The organism is Streptomyces tailanensis, from assembly GCF_008386495.1.
GTDB lineage: Bacteria > Actinomycetota > Actinomycetes > Streptomycetales > Streptomycetaceae > Streptomyces > Streptomyces tailanensis.
The window spans coordinates 147,874-163,841 of record NZ_VTHJ01000010.1; the positions used below are offsets into that span (position 1 = coordinate 147,874).

The window sequence follows — 15,968 nt, forward strand, 5'->3', positions numbered from 1 at the left end:
GCACAATCGATCAAGAAAGGCTCAGCGCGGGCCGAGTGTCCAGCGCGGACCGTCCGGGCCGTCCTCGATGACCAGGCCGGACTGGTTGAGCTGGTCGCGGATGGCGTCCGCGGTGGCCCAGTCCTTGCGCGCGCGGGCGGCCTCGCGCTGCTGGAGGACCAGCCCGACGAGCGAGTCGACGACCCCGTGGAGGTCTTCGCCGCGGTCGCCGCCCTCGCCGGCCCAGTGCGCGTCCAGCGGGTCGAGGCCGAGCACTCCGAGCATGGCCCGCACCTCGGCGAGGCGTGCGACGGCGGCTTCCTTGTCGTCGGCGGCCAGCGCGCTGTTGCCCTGCCGGACCGTCGTGTGCACGACGGCCAGCGCCTGCGGTACGCCGAGGTCGTCGTCCATGGCTTCGGCGAACGCGGGCGGCACCTCGGCGGAGGGCTCGACGATCCCGCCGGCCTTCTCCACCACGCGCTGTATGAAGCCCTCGATACGGGCGAACGCCGACTCGGCCTCGCGCAGGGCCTCCTCGCTGTACTCGATCATCGACCGGTAATGCGGGGTGCCCAGGTAGTAGCGGAGCACGATGGGCCGCCAGTGCTTGACCATCTCGGAGACCAGGACACTGTTGCCCAGCGACTTGGACATCTTCTCGCCGCTCATGGTCACCCAGGCGTTGTGCACCCAGTACTTGGCGAACTCGTCGCCGTACGCCTTGGCCTGCGCGATCTCGTTCTCGTGGTGCGGGAAGATCAGGTCAAGGCCGCCACCGTGGATGTCGAAGGCGGAGCCCAGGTACTTGTGCGCCATCGCCGAGCACTCCAGGTGCCAGCCCGGCCGCCCCCGCCCCCAGGGCGTCTCCCACGTGGGCTCCCCCGGCTTGGCGGACTTCCACATGGCGAAGTCCCGGGGATCCCGCTTGCCGGTCTCGCCCTCTCCGGAGGGCTGAAGGAGATTGTCGAGCTCCTGGTTGGACAGCTTCAGGTACTCGGGGAACGACCGCACATCGAAGTACACGTTCCCGTCGGCCTCGTACGCGTGCCCGCGCTCGATCAGCCCGCGCATCATCTCGACCATCTCGGTCACATGCCCGGTCGCCCGCGGCTCGTACGTCGGCGGCAGGCAACCGAGCACGCCGTACCCGTCGTTGAACGCGCGCTCGTTCTCGTACCCGATCGACCACCACGGGCGCCCCTGGTCGGCCGCCTTCGCGATGATCTTGTCGTCGATGTCCGTCACATTCCGGACGAACGTCACGTCGTAGCCCCGGTACTCGAACCACCGACGCATGATGTCGAAGTTGAGCCCCGACCGGATGTGCCCGATGTGCGGCGCCGCCTGCACGGTGGCACCACACAGGTAGATCGAGACACAACCCGGCGTGAGCGGGGCGAAGTCACGAGTCTGCCGGGCGCTGGTGTCGTACAGGCGAATAGTCACGCCTCCAGAGTAGTAGGCGAAGCGCAATGCCAGTTCCCCGCGCCCCGAAAGGGGCGCGGGGAACTGCGCGAGCAACCACACACAACCGCAAGCCGCCCACACACGGCACACACCGAGCTCTCATGCGGGGGGGCGAAGGGGCGCAGCCCCTGGGTGGGGGTCCCCCCGCTCGAGCGAAGCCGAGAGTGGGGGAGGGACGGGTAGGGGCGGCGGGGGCGAAATCACCCCACCCGCACAACCAACGCGGTGGCGACCGCCATCAACCCCTCACCCCGCCCCGGAAACCCCAGCCCATCCGTCGTCGCCCCCGAAACGGAAACCGGCGCCCCCACCACCTCGGACAACACCTTCTGCGCCTCGTCCCGCCGCTTCCCGATCTTCGGCCGCGGCCCCACCACCTGCACGGCAACATTCCCAATGAGGAACCCGGCGTCCCGCACGATCCGCGCAGCCTCACCCAACAGCACAATCCCAGACGCCCCGGCCCACTCGGGCCGCCCCGTACCGAAGTGCTGCCCAAGGTCCCCCAACCCGGCCGCGGAGAAGAGCGCGTTGCAGGCGGCATGCGCCACGACGTCCGCGTCGGAGTGCCCGGCCAGCCCCGGCCCCTCCCCCTCCCACTTCAGCCCGGCGCACCACAGCTCCCGCCCTTCCTCGAAGGCATGGATGTCGGTACCGATCCCGACCTGCGGCAACACCACGGGCCCCGGAATCGGCGAACCCGGCTCGGAACCCGGAACGGACGCCCCCTCGGCCCCCTCAGAACCCATCGTTGAGCCTCCTGCGCGCCAGCACGGCCTCCGCGAGCACCAGATCCAACGGCCGCGTCACCTTGAACGCCTCCTCGTGCCCCGGCACGACCGCGACGCCCAGCCCAAGCCGCTCGACCATGCTCGCGTCGTCGGTCACCGCCCCGTTGACCGTCTCGTGCGCCCGCACGAGGGTCTCCCGGTCGAACCCCTGCGGCGTCTGCACCGCCCGCAACCGCGCCCGGTCCGGCGTGGCGACGACGGGCTCGGGCGCACCCGGCGCGTCCGGGGGCTCGACCTCCTTGACCGTGTCCGCGAGCGGCAGCGCGGGCACCACGGCCGGCGCCCCGTCGCGTACGGCCTCGATGACGGCGTCGACGGTGTCGACGGGTACGAGGGGGCGGGCCGCGTCATGGACGAGGACGATGTCGTAGCCGGGCGGCAGCGCGTCGAGGCCGAGCTTCACCGACTCCTGTCGCGACTCACCCCCGGGTACGACGAGGAAGTCGGTCCGCTCGGGCAGCGCGTGCGCGTCGAGCAGGGTCTTGACCTCGGCGGCTCCGTCGGGCGGCGCCACGACGATCACGAGGGAGACGGCGCGGGACGCGGCCATGGCCCGTACCGCGTGGATGAGCATGGGGGTGCCGTTCAGCGCGCGGAGCGCTTTGGGGGCGCCCGGTCCCAGCCGTATGCCCCGGCCGGCGGCCGGAATCACGGCCGCCGTACGGGTGCCCGTACCGGTCCCGGAAGGCGAAGGGCGCGAATCGTCAGACATCGGTTCCTGTCAGGTTTGTGTGCTCGGCCTACGTGGGTATGGCCACAGCGTGCCGGGCGCGACGCCTTGACCGGACCCTTCCGTGACATCTGGTCGAGCCAGCTGCCCGGGCCCGGCACGCCAAGTATCGGGGACCACACCTCGACGTAAGGCACCCGGTTCAGTGTCTGGGCGTACGGCACCCGGTTCGGTGTCCAGCCCAGGTGAACGTCTGGCGTAGGTGAACGCGAACATGCCGCAGCGCCCGGCGACAATACGTACGTCATCGGGCACCGCGGCATTTCACTTGCTGTGCTGAACGGCTGAGCGGGCTGGCTGCCTGCCTCAGGATCAGTTCAGGACGCGAGAACCTCGTCGAGCAGGGCCTCGGCCTTGTCCTCGTTCGTGTTCTCCGCGAGAGCGAGCTCGCTCACCAGGATCTGGCGGGCCTTGGCGAGCATGCGCTTCTCGCCGGCGGAGAGACCGCGCTCGCGCTCACGACGCCACAGGTCACGCACGACTTCCGCGACCTTGATGACATCGCCGGAGGCGAGCTTCTCCAGATTTGCCTTGTACCGACGCGACCAGTTCGTGGGTTCCTCGGCATACGGTGCGCGCAGCACCTCGAAGACCCGGTCCAGGCCGTCCTGACCGACCACGTCACGCACGCCTACGAACTCCGCATTGTCCGCCGGCACACGCACCGTCAGGTCGCCTTGCGCGACCTTGAGCACCAAGTAGGTCTTGTCCACGCCTTTGATCTGGCGAGTTTCGATGGCCTCGATCAGCGCGGCCCCGTGATGGGGATAGACCACGGTGTCGCCAACCTTGAACGTCATGTGACAGGTACCCCTTCCGTGGCTATCCAGGGTAACACGGATACGGCGTGTTCTGAATGGCGTTTTCGCAGGTCAGGGCATATCTCGGGGCTTGACAACAGCGACAGGAACGTGCTGCGAGGGACGAACGGAAGGGGGTATCCGCAGGTCGGAGCGGCTCTTCGGGCGGAGTGAAACGCACACGTTACACACATCCGGAGGGCCGCTCGCCCGTCCGAACGTCCCGCTATGTCCGACTCCAAGTGTGCGACTTCCGCTACTCCGTTCGGTGAGTGGAGTCGGGTACGAGACGAATCCGGAATTGATCAAGGAGTTCGATCTCCCGGTTGTGTTCCGCCGTTACCGGATCGTGTTCCGGCGTGGGTTCCGGCAGCGTTCCGGCGGCTGATCGATTTTCCGTATCGGCCCACATTCCTTACCGGAAATCCAGGAGGCGATGAGGAAGGGATCGGCGGCGGTTATGGGAATTGCGCGCACCCCCGGTGAGGCCGTTGCCAGGACCAGCAGGGTGCTTGGGGAGGGTCGGGTGCGGTGGCCGGGGAACGGCTCGGTAACCTAAGCCCGCTGACAGATACTTAGGGCGGCTTTACAGATGTGGGGCCGCCGACCCCGTACCGCCCACGTTCAAGGAGTTGCCGCCGCCGTGAGCAGCAGCCTTCGACGCGGCGCCCTCGCCGCCGCCGCCCTCGCGTTCTCGATCGCCTCACTCGCCGCGTGCGCCGCCGGCAACAACGCCCAGACGCTGGAGATCAAGCCGGACAACGCGGCCACGACCGTCGGCGACATCAAGATCCAGAACGCGATCGTGGTGACCCAGCCCGACCGCGAGGCGACCCGCCCGGCCGTGGTCTCCGCGACCCTGTTCAACAACGCCACGACCGACCAGACGCTGGACTCCATCACCGTGGAGGGCGCCGGCACCGCCGAGATCACGCCGGTCAAGGGCGAGGGCAGGGGCGGCAAGGTCGTCGTCCCGGCCGGCGGCTCCGTGGTCCTCGGCGGCGAGGGCAACGCCACCGCGGTGCTGGCGGAGGCCGGCGAGGCGGTGAAGGACGGCAACGCCCAGCAGGTCACCTTCACGTTCAGCGAGACCGGCGAGGTCGGCCTGCGCGCCTTCGTCGTCCCCGCCGAGAGCTACTTCGAGAAGTGGGGCCCGGCCGACATCCCCGACGCCCCGACCGCGAGCCCCACGCCCACCGGTGAGGCCACCGGCTCCCCGTCGCCGACGGGCACCGGCTCCCCGAACGAGGAGGGTGCCGAGGAGGAGGGCGCCGCCGCGGGCTCGACGGCCTCCCCGTCCAACTCGGCCTCCCCGGCGAACGAGGGCACCGGCACCGAGAGCCACTGAGCGCGGCGCCGCACGTACACCTACGCCGAAGGGCGGCACCCCTCCCGGGGTGCCGCCCTTCGGCGTAGAACGCGTGCGCGGGAACCGTGTGGCCCGGCGGCGCGGTGACCGTACCGCCTGCCGCCGGCGCGCGCGGTGACCGTCGGCTTACGGCTCGAACTTGTACCCCAGCCCCCGTACCGTCACCAGGTAGCGCGGGGCGCCCGGGTCGGGTTCGATCTTGGCGCGGAGGCGCTTGACGTGGACGTCGAGGGACCCCTTCTTGACGCGCCCCTCGCACTGCTTCGCAGGCTTCGGGCCGCTGCGCCGGACTCCGCCCGGCGTCCACATCGACCCACGGTTTACGGCTCGAACTTGTAGCCCAAGCCGCGCACCGTCACCAGGTACCTGGGCGCGCCCGGGTCGGGTTCGATCTTGGCGCGGAGGCGCTTGACGTGGACGTCGAGGGTCTTGGTGTCGCCCACGTAGTCGGCGCCCCAGACTCTGTCGATGAGCTGCATACGGGTCAGGACGCGGCCCGCGTTGCGCAGCAGCATTTCGAGCAGGTCGAACTCCTTGAGGGGGAGGTCGACCTTGGAGCCGGAGACGGTGACGACGTGGCGGTCGACGTCCATGCGGACGGGGCCCGCCTCCAGCGCGGCCGGGGTGACCTCCTCGGGCTCGCCGCGGCGGCGCAGTACGGCCCGGATACGGGCGACGAGTTCGCGGGAGGAGAAGGGCTTGGTGACATAGTCATCGGCTCCTATTTCCAGGCCCACGACCTTGTCGATCTCGCTGTCCTTGGCGGTGACCATGATCACCGGGACGTTGGAACGGCCGCGCAGCTGACGGCAGACCTCGGTGCCCGGCAGGCCGGGCAGCATCAGGTCGAGGAGGACGAGGTCGGCGCCGTTGCGCTCGAACTCGTCGAGTCCGTCGGGCCCGGTGGTCGCGATGGCGACCTCGAAGCCCTCTTTGCGGAGCATGTAGGACAGGGCGTCGGAGAAGGACTCCTCGTCCTCGACGACGAGCACTCGGGTCACGGAAGGACCTCCGGGGCGGGAAGCGGTTCGTACGGGGATGACGCTGATGACGCTGATGACGCGGAAGGCTCTGAAGAGGCGGGTGAGTCGGTTGAGCCTGGTGCGTCGGTCGAGTCGGATGACTCGGTGGGCTGGCCGTCCTCGTCGTCGAGGTCCGGGTGCTGCGATGCGCGGTCGCGGGACGCGCCCGCCTCCGGCAACCTGAGGGTGAACGTGGAGCCCTGGCCCTCGGAGCTCCACACCGTGACCTCCCCGCCGTGCGAGGCAGCCACGTGCTTGACGATCGCGAGCCCGAGACCCGTACCGCCGGTCTGGCGGGAACGGGCCGGGTCCACGCGGTAGAAGCGCTCGAAGATGCGCTCCTTGTCCTTCTCCGAGATGCCGATGCCCTGGTCGGTCACGGCGATCTCGATGAGGTCTCCGCCGGGCGCGCTCACCCGGCGTGCGGCGATGCCGACGCGGGTGCGGGCCGGGGAGTAGTTGACGGCGTTCTCGACCAGGTTGCCCAGCGCGGCGGCGAGCTGTCCACGGTGGCCCCAGACGCTCAGCTCGGCGCCGCCGCCGACCCGTCGCCCACTGCCACCGCCACCGCCGCTGCCACCGCTCTGCTCCGGCCCGTCGGGTATCCCCACGTTCGAGGCCATGGTGATCTGCTTGGTGCCGGCCTGGTGGCGGCAGCGGTCGACGGCCTCGGCGACCAGCTCGTCGACGCGCACGGGCTCGGCGTCCTCCAGCGGGTCGTCGTTCTGCACCCGGGAGAGGTCGATGAGCTCCTGTACGAGGTTGGTGAGGCGGGTGGCCTCGACCTGCATCCGCCCGGCGAACCGCTCCACCGCTTCCGGGTCGTCGCTCGCGCCCATCACGGCCTCCGAGAGGAGGGAGAGGGCGCCGACGGGTGTCTTCAGCTCATGGCTGACGTTGGCGACGAAGTCACGGCGTACGGCTTCTATGCGGCGGGCCTCGGTGAGGTCCTCCACCAGGAGCAGGACGAGGCGGGAGCCGAGGGGCGCGACGCGCGCGGAGACGGCCAGGGCCTCGCCGCGGCCGGTGCCGCGCCGGGGCAGGTCCAGCTCGACCTGTCGTATCTCGCCGTCCCGGCGGGTGTCGCGGGCCATCTGGAGCATCGGCTCGATGGCGAGCCTGCCCCCGCGCACCAGCCCGAGGGCGTACGCGGCGGAGCTGGCCTTGACGACGGCGTCGGCCTCGTCGAGCACGACGGCGGAGGAGCGGAGCACGGAGAGCACGGTGTCGACGCCGGGCGGGAGCACCGGGTCCGTGTGCAGGGAGGTCCTGGTGGGACGCTTCTGCTCGCGCTCGCTGAAGCGGAACGCCAGCATGGCGATGACGCCGGTGAGCACTCCGGCGATCGCTGCCGCTGCGGCGACCGCCGCGTTCACGTCCATGCATCCAGGTTAGGCACGAGGTCGGACATCCCCACAGCAGTCTGTGGGCGACCTCGAACACTCGTCGCCCAGAGTTCACCTTGGAGCCAGTATTGGTTCATTTGGGGTGGCGGAAACGGACGCGTACAGGCCGGAACCTGGGAGCGTGGGGTTCACCGGAACGTGGGAGCGTGGGGTTCGCCCGGGCCCTGGGGCAAGGTACGGCCTGGCGGAACGGCTCCGGAAAGGGCCTCCTGCATGGCAACGGCACAGCCTCCGATACTGCTGTTAGTGCTGTACCGATTGTTGCTGCTGTACCCAATTGCTACTGCCGTACCGGTGTAACGAAACCCACGAGCAGACGTACGTAAGAGAGGGACACCCTGATGCGGGACGCGTACCACGAGGAACTTGACTCGATCGGTGATGGCCTGGTCGAGATGGCCCGACTGGTGGGGTCGGCGATCGGGCGCGCCACGACGGCGATGCTCGACGCGGACCTGAAGCTGGCCGAGAGCGTGATCGAGGCCGACCAGAAGGTCGACGACCTGCAGCACGACCTGGAGGCCCGCGCGATAGCCCTGCTCGCCCGGCAGCAGCCCGTGGCCACGGACCTGCGTATCGTCGTGACCTCCCTGCGCATGTCCGCCGATCTGGAGCGCTCCGGCGACCTCGCCCAGCACGTCGCCAAGCTCACCCGGCTCCGTTTCCCCGACCGCGCGGTCCCGCGCGACCTGCACGCCACGATCCTGGAGATGGGCCAGCTCGCGCAGCGTCTGATGGCCAAGGCGGCCGAGGTCATCATCACCAAGGACGTCGACCTCGCCCTGCAGCTGGAGCAGGACGACGACGCGATGGACCTCCTCCACCGCACCCTCTTCCAGCACCTCATGGACGACCGCTGGAAGCACGGCATCGAGACCGCCGTGGACGTCACCCTCCTCGGCCGCTACTACGAGCGCTTCGCCGACCACGCCGTCTCCGTGGCCAAGCGCGTGGTGTACCTGGTGACGGGCGAGCACGCGGACGAGCTGCAGGCGGACATCCAGCCGGTTACGGGGGCGGAGGGGGCGTAGCCCCTGCGGGGCGGGTGGCTGTGCGCGGCCGCGCGCGGTGTTCCGGGTAGGGCGTGCGGTGTTCCGGTAGGGCACGCGATGTTCCAGTAGGGCGTGCGGACGCCTCGATGCGCCGTTGATGCGCCCGGCTGAGCAGAGGTGCAATGGGGCATGCAACGGGCAAAGGCACCGGACTTCGATGCCTGCGATGCCTTCGAGGAGGGACCATGGCCGATTCCCCCGCCAGCCCCAGCACGCCCGACCCCACCCAGGTACGGGACACCCAGCAGCCCGCCGACATCAAGACCCTGCCCCTGTTCGGCGCCTGCGGCTGCGGCTCCGGGTGCCAGTGCGGGTGCCAGTCCGGCAATCCGTGCCAGTGCGGCTGACAGGACCGCTGTTCAGTTCATACGTACGGTGAGGGGGCCGGTCCCAGCGACCGGCCCTCTTGTCGTACGTACGCGCCACGGTGGTTCAACACCAGGACCCGGTGTCGTCCCGGTCGGCGATGATGCTGACCTCGAATGCCCCGTCGGCCAGGCCTTCGACGCTCAGATAGGCGACGGTCCCGTCGATCCGCTTGCTGAAGCAGTCGTCCACCCGGTGGCGCCACCCATGGGCTTGCGCGGCGTCCCGGTAGTGCACGAGGACGCTCTCGCGGGACTCGCCCTCGAAGGCGTAGGCCTTCCCGGCGACCACGAACAGATCGTCGTCGTCGCACTCCTGGTACGACTCCCGCTCCTCGGCCCCGTCGGGCCCGTCGTCCAGCACGGGATCCCGGGCCAGCGCCTCCCCCAGCCGCTCCTCATCGGCACCGCACCCGTAGCCGACCAGGAAGTACCCCACGGGCGCCCCCACGATCACGAGCCCCACCGCGGCCACGATCCCGGCCGCCGCGATCCCCACCCTCTGCATGCGCATGACCAGCGACGCTAGCGCACGGCCGCCGCCCGGACACCCCGTTTCCGAGGGGTCGCCGGTCGCCCGTACGGCGGTACGGGCGCAGCATGGACAGGGAAGAGGGCGGGGACTCGGACAGGAGAGAAGGAGGTGCGAGACCATGACGAAGTTCATGGACGTCCACCACGGGATGCGGGGCATCACGGCCGAGCAGCTGCAAGCCGCCCACAAGGCCGACCTCGCCATAGAGAAGGACGAGAACGTCCACTTCGAACGCGCCTGGGCAGACCCGGACGCCGGCGTCGTCTACTGCCTCTCCGAGGCACCCTCGGCCGACGCGGTCCAGCGCATCCACGAACGGGCCGGCCACAAGGCGGACGAGATCCACCCGGTACCCCTGACGGTCTGACCGTCTGCCCCCGACCCGACCGGCCTCGCAACCGGCGCCCCGACCGGCATCCAACCCAACTCCGGCCCCCTGGCCCGCACGTACGCGGCGGCCAGGGGGCCGGCCGTACGCGGTCAGGAACCCGACACCCACCATGCCCCCGACGGAGCCATCCGCGGCCAACTCGCCTGACGAGCCGAGACCCAAGGCCGAGTGCGGTTGTGCAACAGGCGCGGCGTGAGACGGTAAATGGTGAGCGGCTGGATTGTGGTTGGCGGCACCCTGGGGCTATGAGTCGCTGGAAGCTTTACGACGACTGGTATGTCGATCTCGCCGGCCTCACCGTTGAGCAACTGCGGGGGCGGCGGGCGTTTGCTGCTCAGCGCGCCCAGCATGTCGCGGAATCTGATAATAGATGGCGGTGGTGCCCGATTGGTCGGACACCACCGGAAGTTTCCGGCTGGCTGAAGCCTCTTCTTCAGCTGGCTTCCTGGCGCTGCCGGAGATCATGGACGCTGGCCGTGAGGGTACCGTCGTGCTGTTCGTAATGGGACAGGGCAAGGCCGAGGCCGAAGAACGTGGGAGCCCACTCGCCCACGAAGATGCCCCACCGGTCGGCGCGGGCGAGCCCGGTGCCGGGTTCGGCTTTGAGGCTGGTCATCCAGGCGGCAACGGTGAGGCCGATGGACGTGAAAGCGGCCATGTAGGCATGCTCGCTTCGGACGCCCATCTCGTGCATTTTCTTGACGATCATGGTGTCTCCCGGTCATAGGCCGGTAGTGGGGGTGGTTTCCTGAGATCCTGGCGGTGGCAGGTCTTACGCAGGGTGAGCCCGAGCCGATCGGCAATGCCGCAGACACCCGTTGCCCTCGTCACCCTCTCACCTGATGTGGCAGCGTCATGGCTCGATGAGCCGAGCGGTGACAGGGAAGATGACATGAGGTCGTGCCCGGGATTCTGCACATGGCGTCCCCTGATCTCAGCGGTGGCCAGAACCTCAGCAGGCGCTGCCTAGACCTGAGTGCCCCTTTTTCTTGAGCAAACACGCACTCTCCAAGGAATCGCCTCCTTTTTTGTTTGTCGATTCAACATGCCAAGCAGTCAGCCGATGGCTTGAGATTGCCGGAATGAGGCGGACTCCACCTGGCGTCGACTGGGCCCAGCTGCGCACGCCGATGCTGTTGTCGACCAGGTGGTGTGATATTTGCGCCGGGCGTGGTACTCGCAGGCAAGAGCGCTTCCTGATGCCGACTCAGCGTCAGCATTACCAGTGAGGATCCACAACCATGACCGCACATACACGCCACCTAACCGCCCGCACCCCCGTACAGCAGGCCGCCATGCTGGTGGGATCCGTATTCCTGTTGGTGGGCATACTGGGCTTCATCCCCGGCGTCACGACGAGTTACAGCGCCATGGAATTCGCCTCGCACGAGTCAGGTGCCAAGCTGTTCGGCATCTTTCAGATTTCGATCCTGCATAACCTCGTACACCTGGCTTTCGGCGTTGCTGGCCTGGCGCTCGCCCGCACCGCCTCCGGTGCGTATGCCTACCTGCTAGGCGGCGGGGCCATCTACCTGGTGCTGTGGATCTACGGTCTAGCCGTCAGCCACGGTAGTGACGCCAACTTCGTACCTCTCAACACTGCCGACGACTGGCTCCACTTCGTGCTGGGCATCGCCATGATCGGTCTTGCTCTCCTCCTCGGCCGACGCACCCCCCGCACCTACGATCGTTGAAGGCCAGCCTCACGGCATGCAGACTTTCTTGCCCTATCCCGATTTCAGGGCCTCGGCCCTGGCCCTGGATCGTCGCCGACTTGGCAAACAGCGGGTCGAGGCGTTGCAGTTCTTCGCGGCCTTGTCGTGCCAGGTTATGGGTGGCGTCGCCATCCGGCAGTGCGGATGTGGGCTGGATACGAGGAAGCACTGGTCCGGTATGGCCTGGAAGTCTGCAAGGTATGGCGCGAACACGGTCATCAGGACAGCTGTGCGGCCACACTCGTCGCTGATCTCCTCGCATTCCGTCCCGGTGCACCAGTTCGTCACCAGGTGCCACTGGCGGCCGCCGGGGAACTGCCTCCATGGCTCGGCGATGACGCCTTCCACCGCAGCCACCGGTCGGCGCTGGTGCGCAAAGACCCGAACACATACGCACCACTCTTCCCCGATGCGCCGAATGATCTCCCATACATCTGGCCGACGTCGGACCGGTCAGGCGACCCACTTTCCGAGGCATGAAGGTGGAAGCCGCAACTGCTTTCGTGTGCGCAATGAGGTCGGCGGAACGACTTTGGCCTGGAGCTGCTTTGGCGCGAGTGATCATGGCCCCGTAAGCTTCCGGCGCGGGGAGTGTCTAATCAACGGCCCTGTCTCACACGGAGCTTCGCCGAACTCCTGACGCCTTGCTCAGGAAATGCCGACGCACTCTCGCGCTGGTCCGCGCAGTCGATCTGCCTCGCCTGCACGCCTGCACGCCTGCACGCCTTCACCCGGGGCTCGGCCTCCAACTCCTCCACCCGCACCCGGGCAGCCACCTCGCGCGCTTCCAACTCCTCAAACAGCGAGCCCATCCGCGACCCTCCTCCACCACCACGGTAGAGAGGAGTAGCCCGGAACACAGCCCGTCCGCATCGTCCACGCCCCTGGCTCCGGTCGGCTTTCAAGCGCCGGCAGGCCGACGGTGCAGAGGGGACTGCGCTCCGAAGAGAAGATCTTGAGGTTCGCGCGATGAGTTCCGAAAGGGACGCCGGTATGTACTCACGGGCCCCTTCGGTCCCGACCAAGTGCAATGACTGGAGAGAACGATGTCCGACAACCGCGCGAACGACACGGCCGCGATCACTGCCGTCCTTGAGAGCCTCTACAAGGCATGGGACGCCGGCGACGCCGACGCCTTCGTCGCCGACTACACGCAGGAGGCCACCGCGATCATGCCCGGCTCCTACCGCTCCTCCCGCGAGGAGGTTCGGCAGGGCATGGCGGCGGGGTTCGCCTCCTTCCTGAAGGGCACCACGACGACCAACCGGCAGCTGGGGATCCGGTTCCTGGGTCGCGACGGCGCGATCGTCGTGAGCGAGGCCGGCATACTTTTCCCCGGCGAGTCCGAGGTTCCCGCCGACCGGGTCGTGTACGCGACCTGGGTGTTGGAGAAGCGCGACGACGCCTGGCTGATCGCCGCCTACCACAACAGCCCAGTTAAGTCCGCCAGCTGATCCAAAGTCAGTCCTGCTCGGGTCCGCCCGCACTTGTCGGGCGGGCCCGCGCCGACAGGTGTGGGCGGATCAGCCATCGACCTTCTGCGTCAAGCCGAAGGCGGCGAACACGTCGGCGTGCTGGAAGACCGAGACACGGCTGATGCCGCCAGCCGTGACCGTGAACACCTGCAGGGTGTGCAGCTCGAACACGCCGGCCTCCCCGCGCCGATAGGCGGCGAAGCCGGCCTGCCCGTTGGCCCGCACCGGCAGCAACCGCCAGGCCCTGCCGGCCTTGGCGAATACCCAGCCCATGAAGCTCGCGTAGTTCTCCCGGCCAGTGAACCAGTTGACCATGGGCGGCATCTCCATGAGGACGTCCTCGGTCACCACCTGCAACAGCCCTTGGATGTCCGCCCGGACGAAGGCCGCCATGTACCGGTCCACCCACGACCGTTGCTCTGCGTCGGAAGGCTCAGCGACCTGCTCCTGCAGCACTCCCGCGGCCCGGATCCGGGCGCGAGCCCGCTGCAGCGAGCTGTTCAAAGCCGCGACCGAGGTCTCCAGGATGTCCGCTGCCTCCGCCGCCGAGTAGTCGAGCACGTCGCGCAGAATCAGGACGGCGCGCTCTCTCGGTGACAGCAATTGCAGTGCTGCGACGAAGGCCAGCCGCAGGCTGCCCCTGTCGATCGCCGCGGTGGCCGGGGCGCCCAAGCCGAGCAGGCTATCCGGGAGTGGCTGCAACCAGGTTGCCTCCCCGCCGTGGAGGAGCGGGCGCAGCGGTTCGCTCTCGGTGACCAGACCCGAAGGCATGGGGCGGCGGCCGAGCCCGTCCAGCGCGGTCAGACACGCATTCGTGGCGATCCGGTACAGCCAGGTCCGCAGGGAGGCACGCGACGGGTCGTAGCGGTCCCGCGCGCGCCACGCCCGCAGACACGTCTCCTGCACGAGTTCCTCGGCGTCGTGGACCGAGCCAAGCATCCGGTAACAGTGCGCCAGCAGCTCCGGCCGGTACCGCTGCACAAAGGTCTCGAAGTCCCCCGTCGACGTCATCCCCGCGCTGCCGCCCTTCCGGTCTGCTCATCCGCCCCTACGGTAGCCGCCTCACGGAGCCGGTTGCAGCCGTTCTGCTGCCGGGAACATCGGTCGCGGCGGGCGCTGTGCTCTCGCCGCGACCTGCGCGGAGCAGGCGGGTACGTGAGGAACCGAGCGCTTCCACGCCGCCCACGAGCACCCGCGCCTCTACCCACCCCGACCAGCAGGATTACGACCTCACCCCTTGATCGCGAGCTTCACTCGAAACGAACCGCACCCAAGCGAGACCAACGCCAACGGCAAGACCATCCGCGTCAAGACCGAGCGCTACGGGACCGGCCTGCGCTACCGGGCCCGCTACTTCGCGCCCGACGGCAAGCGCAAGGGCAAGTCCTTCCCCGACGGACAGAAGCGGCTCGCTGAACAGTGGCTGAGCAAGGTCACGGCGGACGTGGCCCGTGGCGACTACATCGACCCGAACGCGTCCCGGACGTCGTTTCAGGAGTTCGCGGAAAGCTGGCTCGCGAGCCAGAGCGGAGACCCGAACACCCGAGCCTCGATGCAGTCTCAGCTCAAGCTGCACGCCTTCCCCCGCATCGGGTCCCGGCCCCTGGGGCCCTTCCAGCCCAGCCATATCCGCGAGTTCGTGACGCAGCTCGAAGCGTCCGGCATGTCCGGTGCTTACGCCCGTGTGATCTTCTCCAACGTCCGCGCCGTCCTCTCCGCCGCCGTCGAGGACGGCTACCTCCGCCGGAACCCGTGCAACTCGCGCACGGTGACGCTCCCCGAGATGGGCATGCGCCGGGTCGTCCCCTGGGAGCCGGGACGCGTCTTCGCCATGCGGGCCGCCATGGTCGAACGCTTCCGACCCATGGTGGACATGGGCGCAGGCTGTGGCCTACGGCAAGGCGAGATCCTCGGGCTGTCCGTGGATGAGCTGGACTTCGACAGCGGCACCCTGCACGTGGTGCAGCAGCTCAAGCTCAGCCTGAGTAAGGCTGTGTTCGCGCCCCCGAAGGGCGGCAAGCTCCGTGACGTCCCGCTGCCCGATCCCGTGGCGGAGGCGCTCAAGGAGCACATGAAGCGGTTCCCGCCCGTCGCGATCACGCTGCCTTGGATGCGGGCGGACGGCCAGCCCGTAACCAAGCGTCTGATCCTCACCGAGCCCAACGGTGGCCACGTCTGGCGTACCTCGCTGAATGAGGACCACTGGAAGCCCGCTCTGGCGTCCGTGGGCGTCATTCCGAAGGCCAAGAGCCGGGAGCACTCCGCCGCGCGCGAGCACGGCATGCACGCCCTGCGGCACTTCTAGGCGTCGGTGCTGCTGGACGCGGGCGAGAGCATCAAGGCCGTCAGCGAGTACCTCGGGCACTCCGACCCGGGACTGACGCTGAAGGTGTACGCGCACCTCATGCCGAGCAGCCGGGACCGGGCCCGGAAGGCACTCGGTCAGGCACTCCGCTTGCCGCAGGACCCGCCGCGCTGAGGTCCCACAGAGGGACCAGGCCGTGAAAATGCCCCCGCCCCGCGCCGTATGCGCAGGTCGGGGACATGATCACAAAACCTACTTCTTCTTGCCCTGGGTCTTGCCGGGGATCTTGGTGACCTGCGTTTTCACTGATCAGAGACGGTGGGCTCGTGCGCCTGGTGGTCGCCGTTGGTCGTCATTGGCCACTGTCGAGCAGCCTCGGACGGCCCAGAGACGGCCCAGCTTTGGCGCGCTCGACTGACGGCCGGCACCTTGATATGACCCGTCCGCACCCTCAGCCGACGACAGTCAGCCACGACGGCGGGTGCGCCGACCGACCACGCACGCGTATGTCTCGCTGCACCCCCACCGGCCTCCGCCACGCTGGCGCTGCGTCGACCACAGCAAGC

At 68.5% G+C, this 15,968-nt stretch carries 15 protein-coding genes and 3 pseudogenes; 8 read left to right on the forward strand and 10 right to left on the reverse strand.

Annotated features, from left to right (window positions below; translation table 11 throughout):
* Positions 1–21: 21 nt before the first annotated feature.
* The 4 genes from cysS to F3T56_RS11130 form a co-directional block, all read right to left on the reverse strand.
* On the reverse strand, positions 22–1,425 hold the full coding sequence (gene cysS, locus F3T56_RS11115; RefSeq protein ID WP_149824682.1) for a cysteine--tRNA ligase: 1,404 nt from the start codon (positions 1,423–1,425) through the stop codon (positions 22–24).
* A gap of 221 nt (positions 1,426–1,646) precedes the next feature.
* Positions 1,647–2,195: a 2-C-methyl-D-erythritol 2,4-cyclodiphosphate synthase gene (gene ispF, locus F3T56_RS11120; RefSeq protein WP_149824683.1), complete on the reverse strand. Its 549-nt coding sequence runs from the start codon at positions 2,193–2,195 to the stop codon at positions 1,647–1,649.
* A complete protein-coding gene (gene ispD / locus F3T56_RS11125) occupies positions 2,185–2,949 on the reverse strand; it encodes a 2-C-methyl-D-erythritol 4-phosphate cytidylyltransferase (RefSeq protein WP_149824684.1) in 765 nt (254 codons plus the stop codon). Before ispD ends, ispF begins: the two co-directional genes overlap by 11 nt.
* A 335-nt stretch (positions 2,950–3,284) precedes the next feature.
* Positions 3,285–3,767, reverse strand: coding sequence for a CarD family transcriptional regulator (locus F3T56_RS11130; protein WP_003953493.1), 483 nt, complete (start codon positions 3,765–3,767; stop codon positions 3,285–3,287).
* Positions 3,768–4,410: 643 nt separating this feature from the next.
* Between F3T56_RS11130 and F3T56_RS11140 the strand changes: the two genes are divergently transcribed.
* Entirely contained in the window at positions 4,411–5,115 is a 705-nt protein-coding gene (locus tag F3T56_RS11140; RefSeq protein ID WP_149824685.1) for a copper chaperone PCu(A)C domain-containing protein, read from the forward strand.
* 147 nt (positions 5,116–5,262) lie between these two features.
* On the opposite strand, the pseudogene F3T56_RS11145 reads toward F3T56_RS11140, so the two are convergent.
* The 3 genes and pseudogenes from F3T56_RS11145 to phoR all read right to left on the reverse strand — a co-directional run.
* Positions 5,263–5,370 (reverse strand): annotated as a pseudogene (locus F3T56_RS11145) (winged helix-turn-helix domain-containing protein); the annotation flags it as partial.
* 86 nt (positions 5,371–5,456) lie between these two features.
* Positions 5,457–6,128 carry a two-component system response regulator PhoP gene (gene phoP / locus F3T56_RS11150; protein WP_010985401.1) on the reverse strand — a complete coding sequence of 224 codons (672 nt, stop codon included), beginning with the start codon at positions 6,126–6,128 and terminating at the stop codon, positions 5,457–5,459.
* A gap of 5 nt (positions 6,129–6,133) precedes the next feature.
* The gene (phoR, locus tag F3T56_RS11155) at positions 6,134–7,540 is read right to left on the reverse strand and encodes a two-component system sensor histidine kinase PhoR (RefSeq protein WP_149824686.1); all 1,407 of its coding nucleotides are present in this window, start codon (positions 7,538–7,540) and stop codon (positions 6,134–6,136) included.
* Between the two features lie 365 nt (positions 7,541–7,905).
* On the opposite strand from phoR, the gene phoU reads away from it, so the two are divergent.
* Both phoU and F3T56_RS46105 read left to right on the forward strand, forming a co-directional pair.
* Positions 7,906–8,595: a phosphate signaling complex protein PhoU gene (gene phoU / locus F3T56_RS11160; protein ID WP_149824687.1), complete on the forward strand. Its 690-nt coding sequence runs from the start codon at positions 7,906–7,908 to the stop codon at positions 8,593–8,595.
* A gap of 206 nt (positions 8,596–8,801) precedes the next feature.
* A complete protein-coding gene (locus F3T56_RS46105) occupies positions 8,802–8,963 on the forward strand; it encodes a hypothetical protein (RefSeq protein WP_172638890.1) in 162 nt (53 codons plus the stop codon).
* An 85-nt stretch (positions 8,964–9,048) separates the two neighbouring features.
* Here F3T56_RS46105 and F3T56_RS11165 read toward each other — a convergent pair whose 3' ends face one another.
* Complete coding sequence (locus F3T56_RS11165) at positions 9,049–9,495, reverse strand: hypothetical protein (RefSeq protein ID WP_149824688.1); 447 nt, start codon at positions 9,493–9,495, stop codon at positions 9,049–9,051.
* A gap of 139 nt (positions 9,496–9,634) precedes the next feature.
* Between F3T56_RS11165 and F3T56_RS11170 the strand changes: the two genes are divergently transcribed.
* Positions 9,635–9,883, forward strand: a complete 249-nt coding sequence (locus F3T56_RS11170) for an SCO4226 family nickel-binding protein (protein ID WP_149824689.1) — start codon at positions 9,635–9,637, stop codon at positions 9,881–9,883.
* A gap of 457 nt (positions 9,884–10,340) precedes the next feature.
* Here F3T56_RS11170 and F3T56_RS11175 read toward each other — a convergent pair whose 3' ends face one another.
* Positions 10,341–10,616: a hypothetical protein gene (locus F3T56_RS11175; RefSeq protein WP_149824690.1), complete on the reverse strand. Its 276-nt coding sequence runs from the start codon at positions 10,614–10,616 to the stop codon at positions 10,341–10,343.
* Positions 10,617–11,148: 532 nt separating this feature from the next.
* Between F3T56_RS11175 and F3T56_RS11180 the strand changes: the two genes are divergently transcribed.
* The 3 genes and pseudogenes from F3T56_RS11180 (at position 11,149) to F3T56_RS11195 (ending at position 13,076) form a co-directional block, all read left to right on the forward strand.
* Positions 11,149–11,601: a DUF4383 domain-containing protein gene (locus F3T56_RS11180; RefSeq protein WP_149824691.1), complete on the forward strand. Its 453-nt coding sequence runs from the start codon at positions 11,149–11,151 to the stop codon at positions 11,599–11,601.
* Between the two features lie 16 nt (positions 11,602–11,617).
* Positions 11,618–12,102 (forward strand): annotated as a pseudogene (locus F3T56_RS11185) (MSMEG_6728 family protein).
* A 566-nt stretch (positions 12,103–12,668) separates the two neighbouring features.
* Complete coding sequence (locus tag F3T56_RS11195; RefSeq protein WP_149824693.1) at positions 12,669–13,076, forward strand: SgcJ/EcaC family oxidoreductase; 408 nt, start codon at positions 12,669–12,671, stop codon at positions 13,074–13,076.
* A 69-nt stretch (positions 13,077–13,145) separates the two neighbouring features.
* Here the strand turns inward: F3T56_RS11195 and F3T56_RS11200 are convergent, their stop codons facing one another.
* Entirely contained in the window at positions 13,146–14,108 is a 963-nt protein-coding gene (locus tag F3T56_RS11200; RefSeq protein WP_149824694.1) for an RNA polymerase subunit sigma-70, read from the reverse strand.
* 229 nt (positions 14,109–14,337) lie between these two features.
* On the opposite strand from F3T56_RS11200, the pseudogene F3T56_RS11205 reads away from it, so the two are divergent.
* Positions 14,338–15,576: pseudogene (locus F3T56_RS11205) on the forward strand (tyrosine-type recombinase/integrase).
* Positions 15,577–15,968 lie beyond the last annotated feature (392 nt).

What these genes read in the sequence shown, in the direction of transcription:
- F3T56_RS11195 (WP_149824693.1), top strand. Translation starts at nt 12,669, where the DNA reads ATGTCCGACAACCGCGCGAACGACACGGCCGCGATCACTGCCGTCCTT.
- F3T56_RS11130 (WP_003953493.1), bottom strand. Translation starts at nt 3,767, where the DNA reads ATGACGTTCAAGGTTGGCGACACCGTGGTCTATCCCCATCACGGGGCC.
- F3T56_RS11180 (WP_149824691.1), top strand. Translation starts at nt 11,149, where the DNA reads ATGACCGCACATACACGCCACCTAACCGCCCGCACCCCCGTACAGCAG.
- F3T56_RS46105 (WP_172638890.1), top strand. Translation starts at nt 8,802, where the DNA reads ATGGCCGATTCCCCCGCCAGCCCCAGCACGCCCGACCCCACCCAGGTA.
- phoU (WP_149824687.1), top strand. Translation starts at nt 7,906, where the DNA reads ATGCGGGACGCGTACCACGAGGAACTTGACTCGATCGGTGATGGCCTG.
- ispD (WP_149824684.1), bottom strand. Translation starts at nt 2,949, where the DNA reads ATGTCTGACGATTCGCGCCCTTCGCCTTCCGGGACCGGTACGGGCACC.
- ispF (WP_149824683.1), bottom strand. Translation starts at nt 2,195, where the DNA reads ATGGGTTCTGAGGGGGCCGAGGGGGCGTCCGTTCCGGGTTCCGAGCCG.
- F3T56_RS11170 (WP_149824689.1), top strand. Translation starts at nt 9,635, where the DNA reads ATGACGAAGTTCATGGACGTCCACCACGGGATGCGGGGCATCACGGCC.
- phoR (WP_149824686.1), bottom strand. Translation starts at nt 7,540, where the DNA reads ATGGACGTGAACGCGGCGGTCGCCGCAGCGGCAGCGATCGCCGGAGTG.
- F3T56_RS11175 (WP_149824690.1), bottom strand. Translation starts at nt 10,616, where the DNA reads ATGATCGTCAAGAAAATGCACGAGATGGGCGTCCGAAGCGAGCATGCC.
- F3T56_RS11165 (WP_149824688.1), bottom strand. Translation starts at nt 9,495, where the DNA reads ATGCGCATGCAGAGGGTGGGGATCGCGGCGGCCGGGATCGTGGCCGCG.
- F3T56_RS11200 (WP_149824694.1), bottom strand. Translation starts at nt 14,108, where the DNA reads ATGACGTCGACGGGGGACTTCGAGACCTTTGTGCAGCGGTACCGGCCG.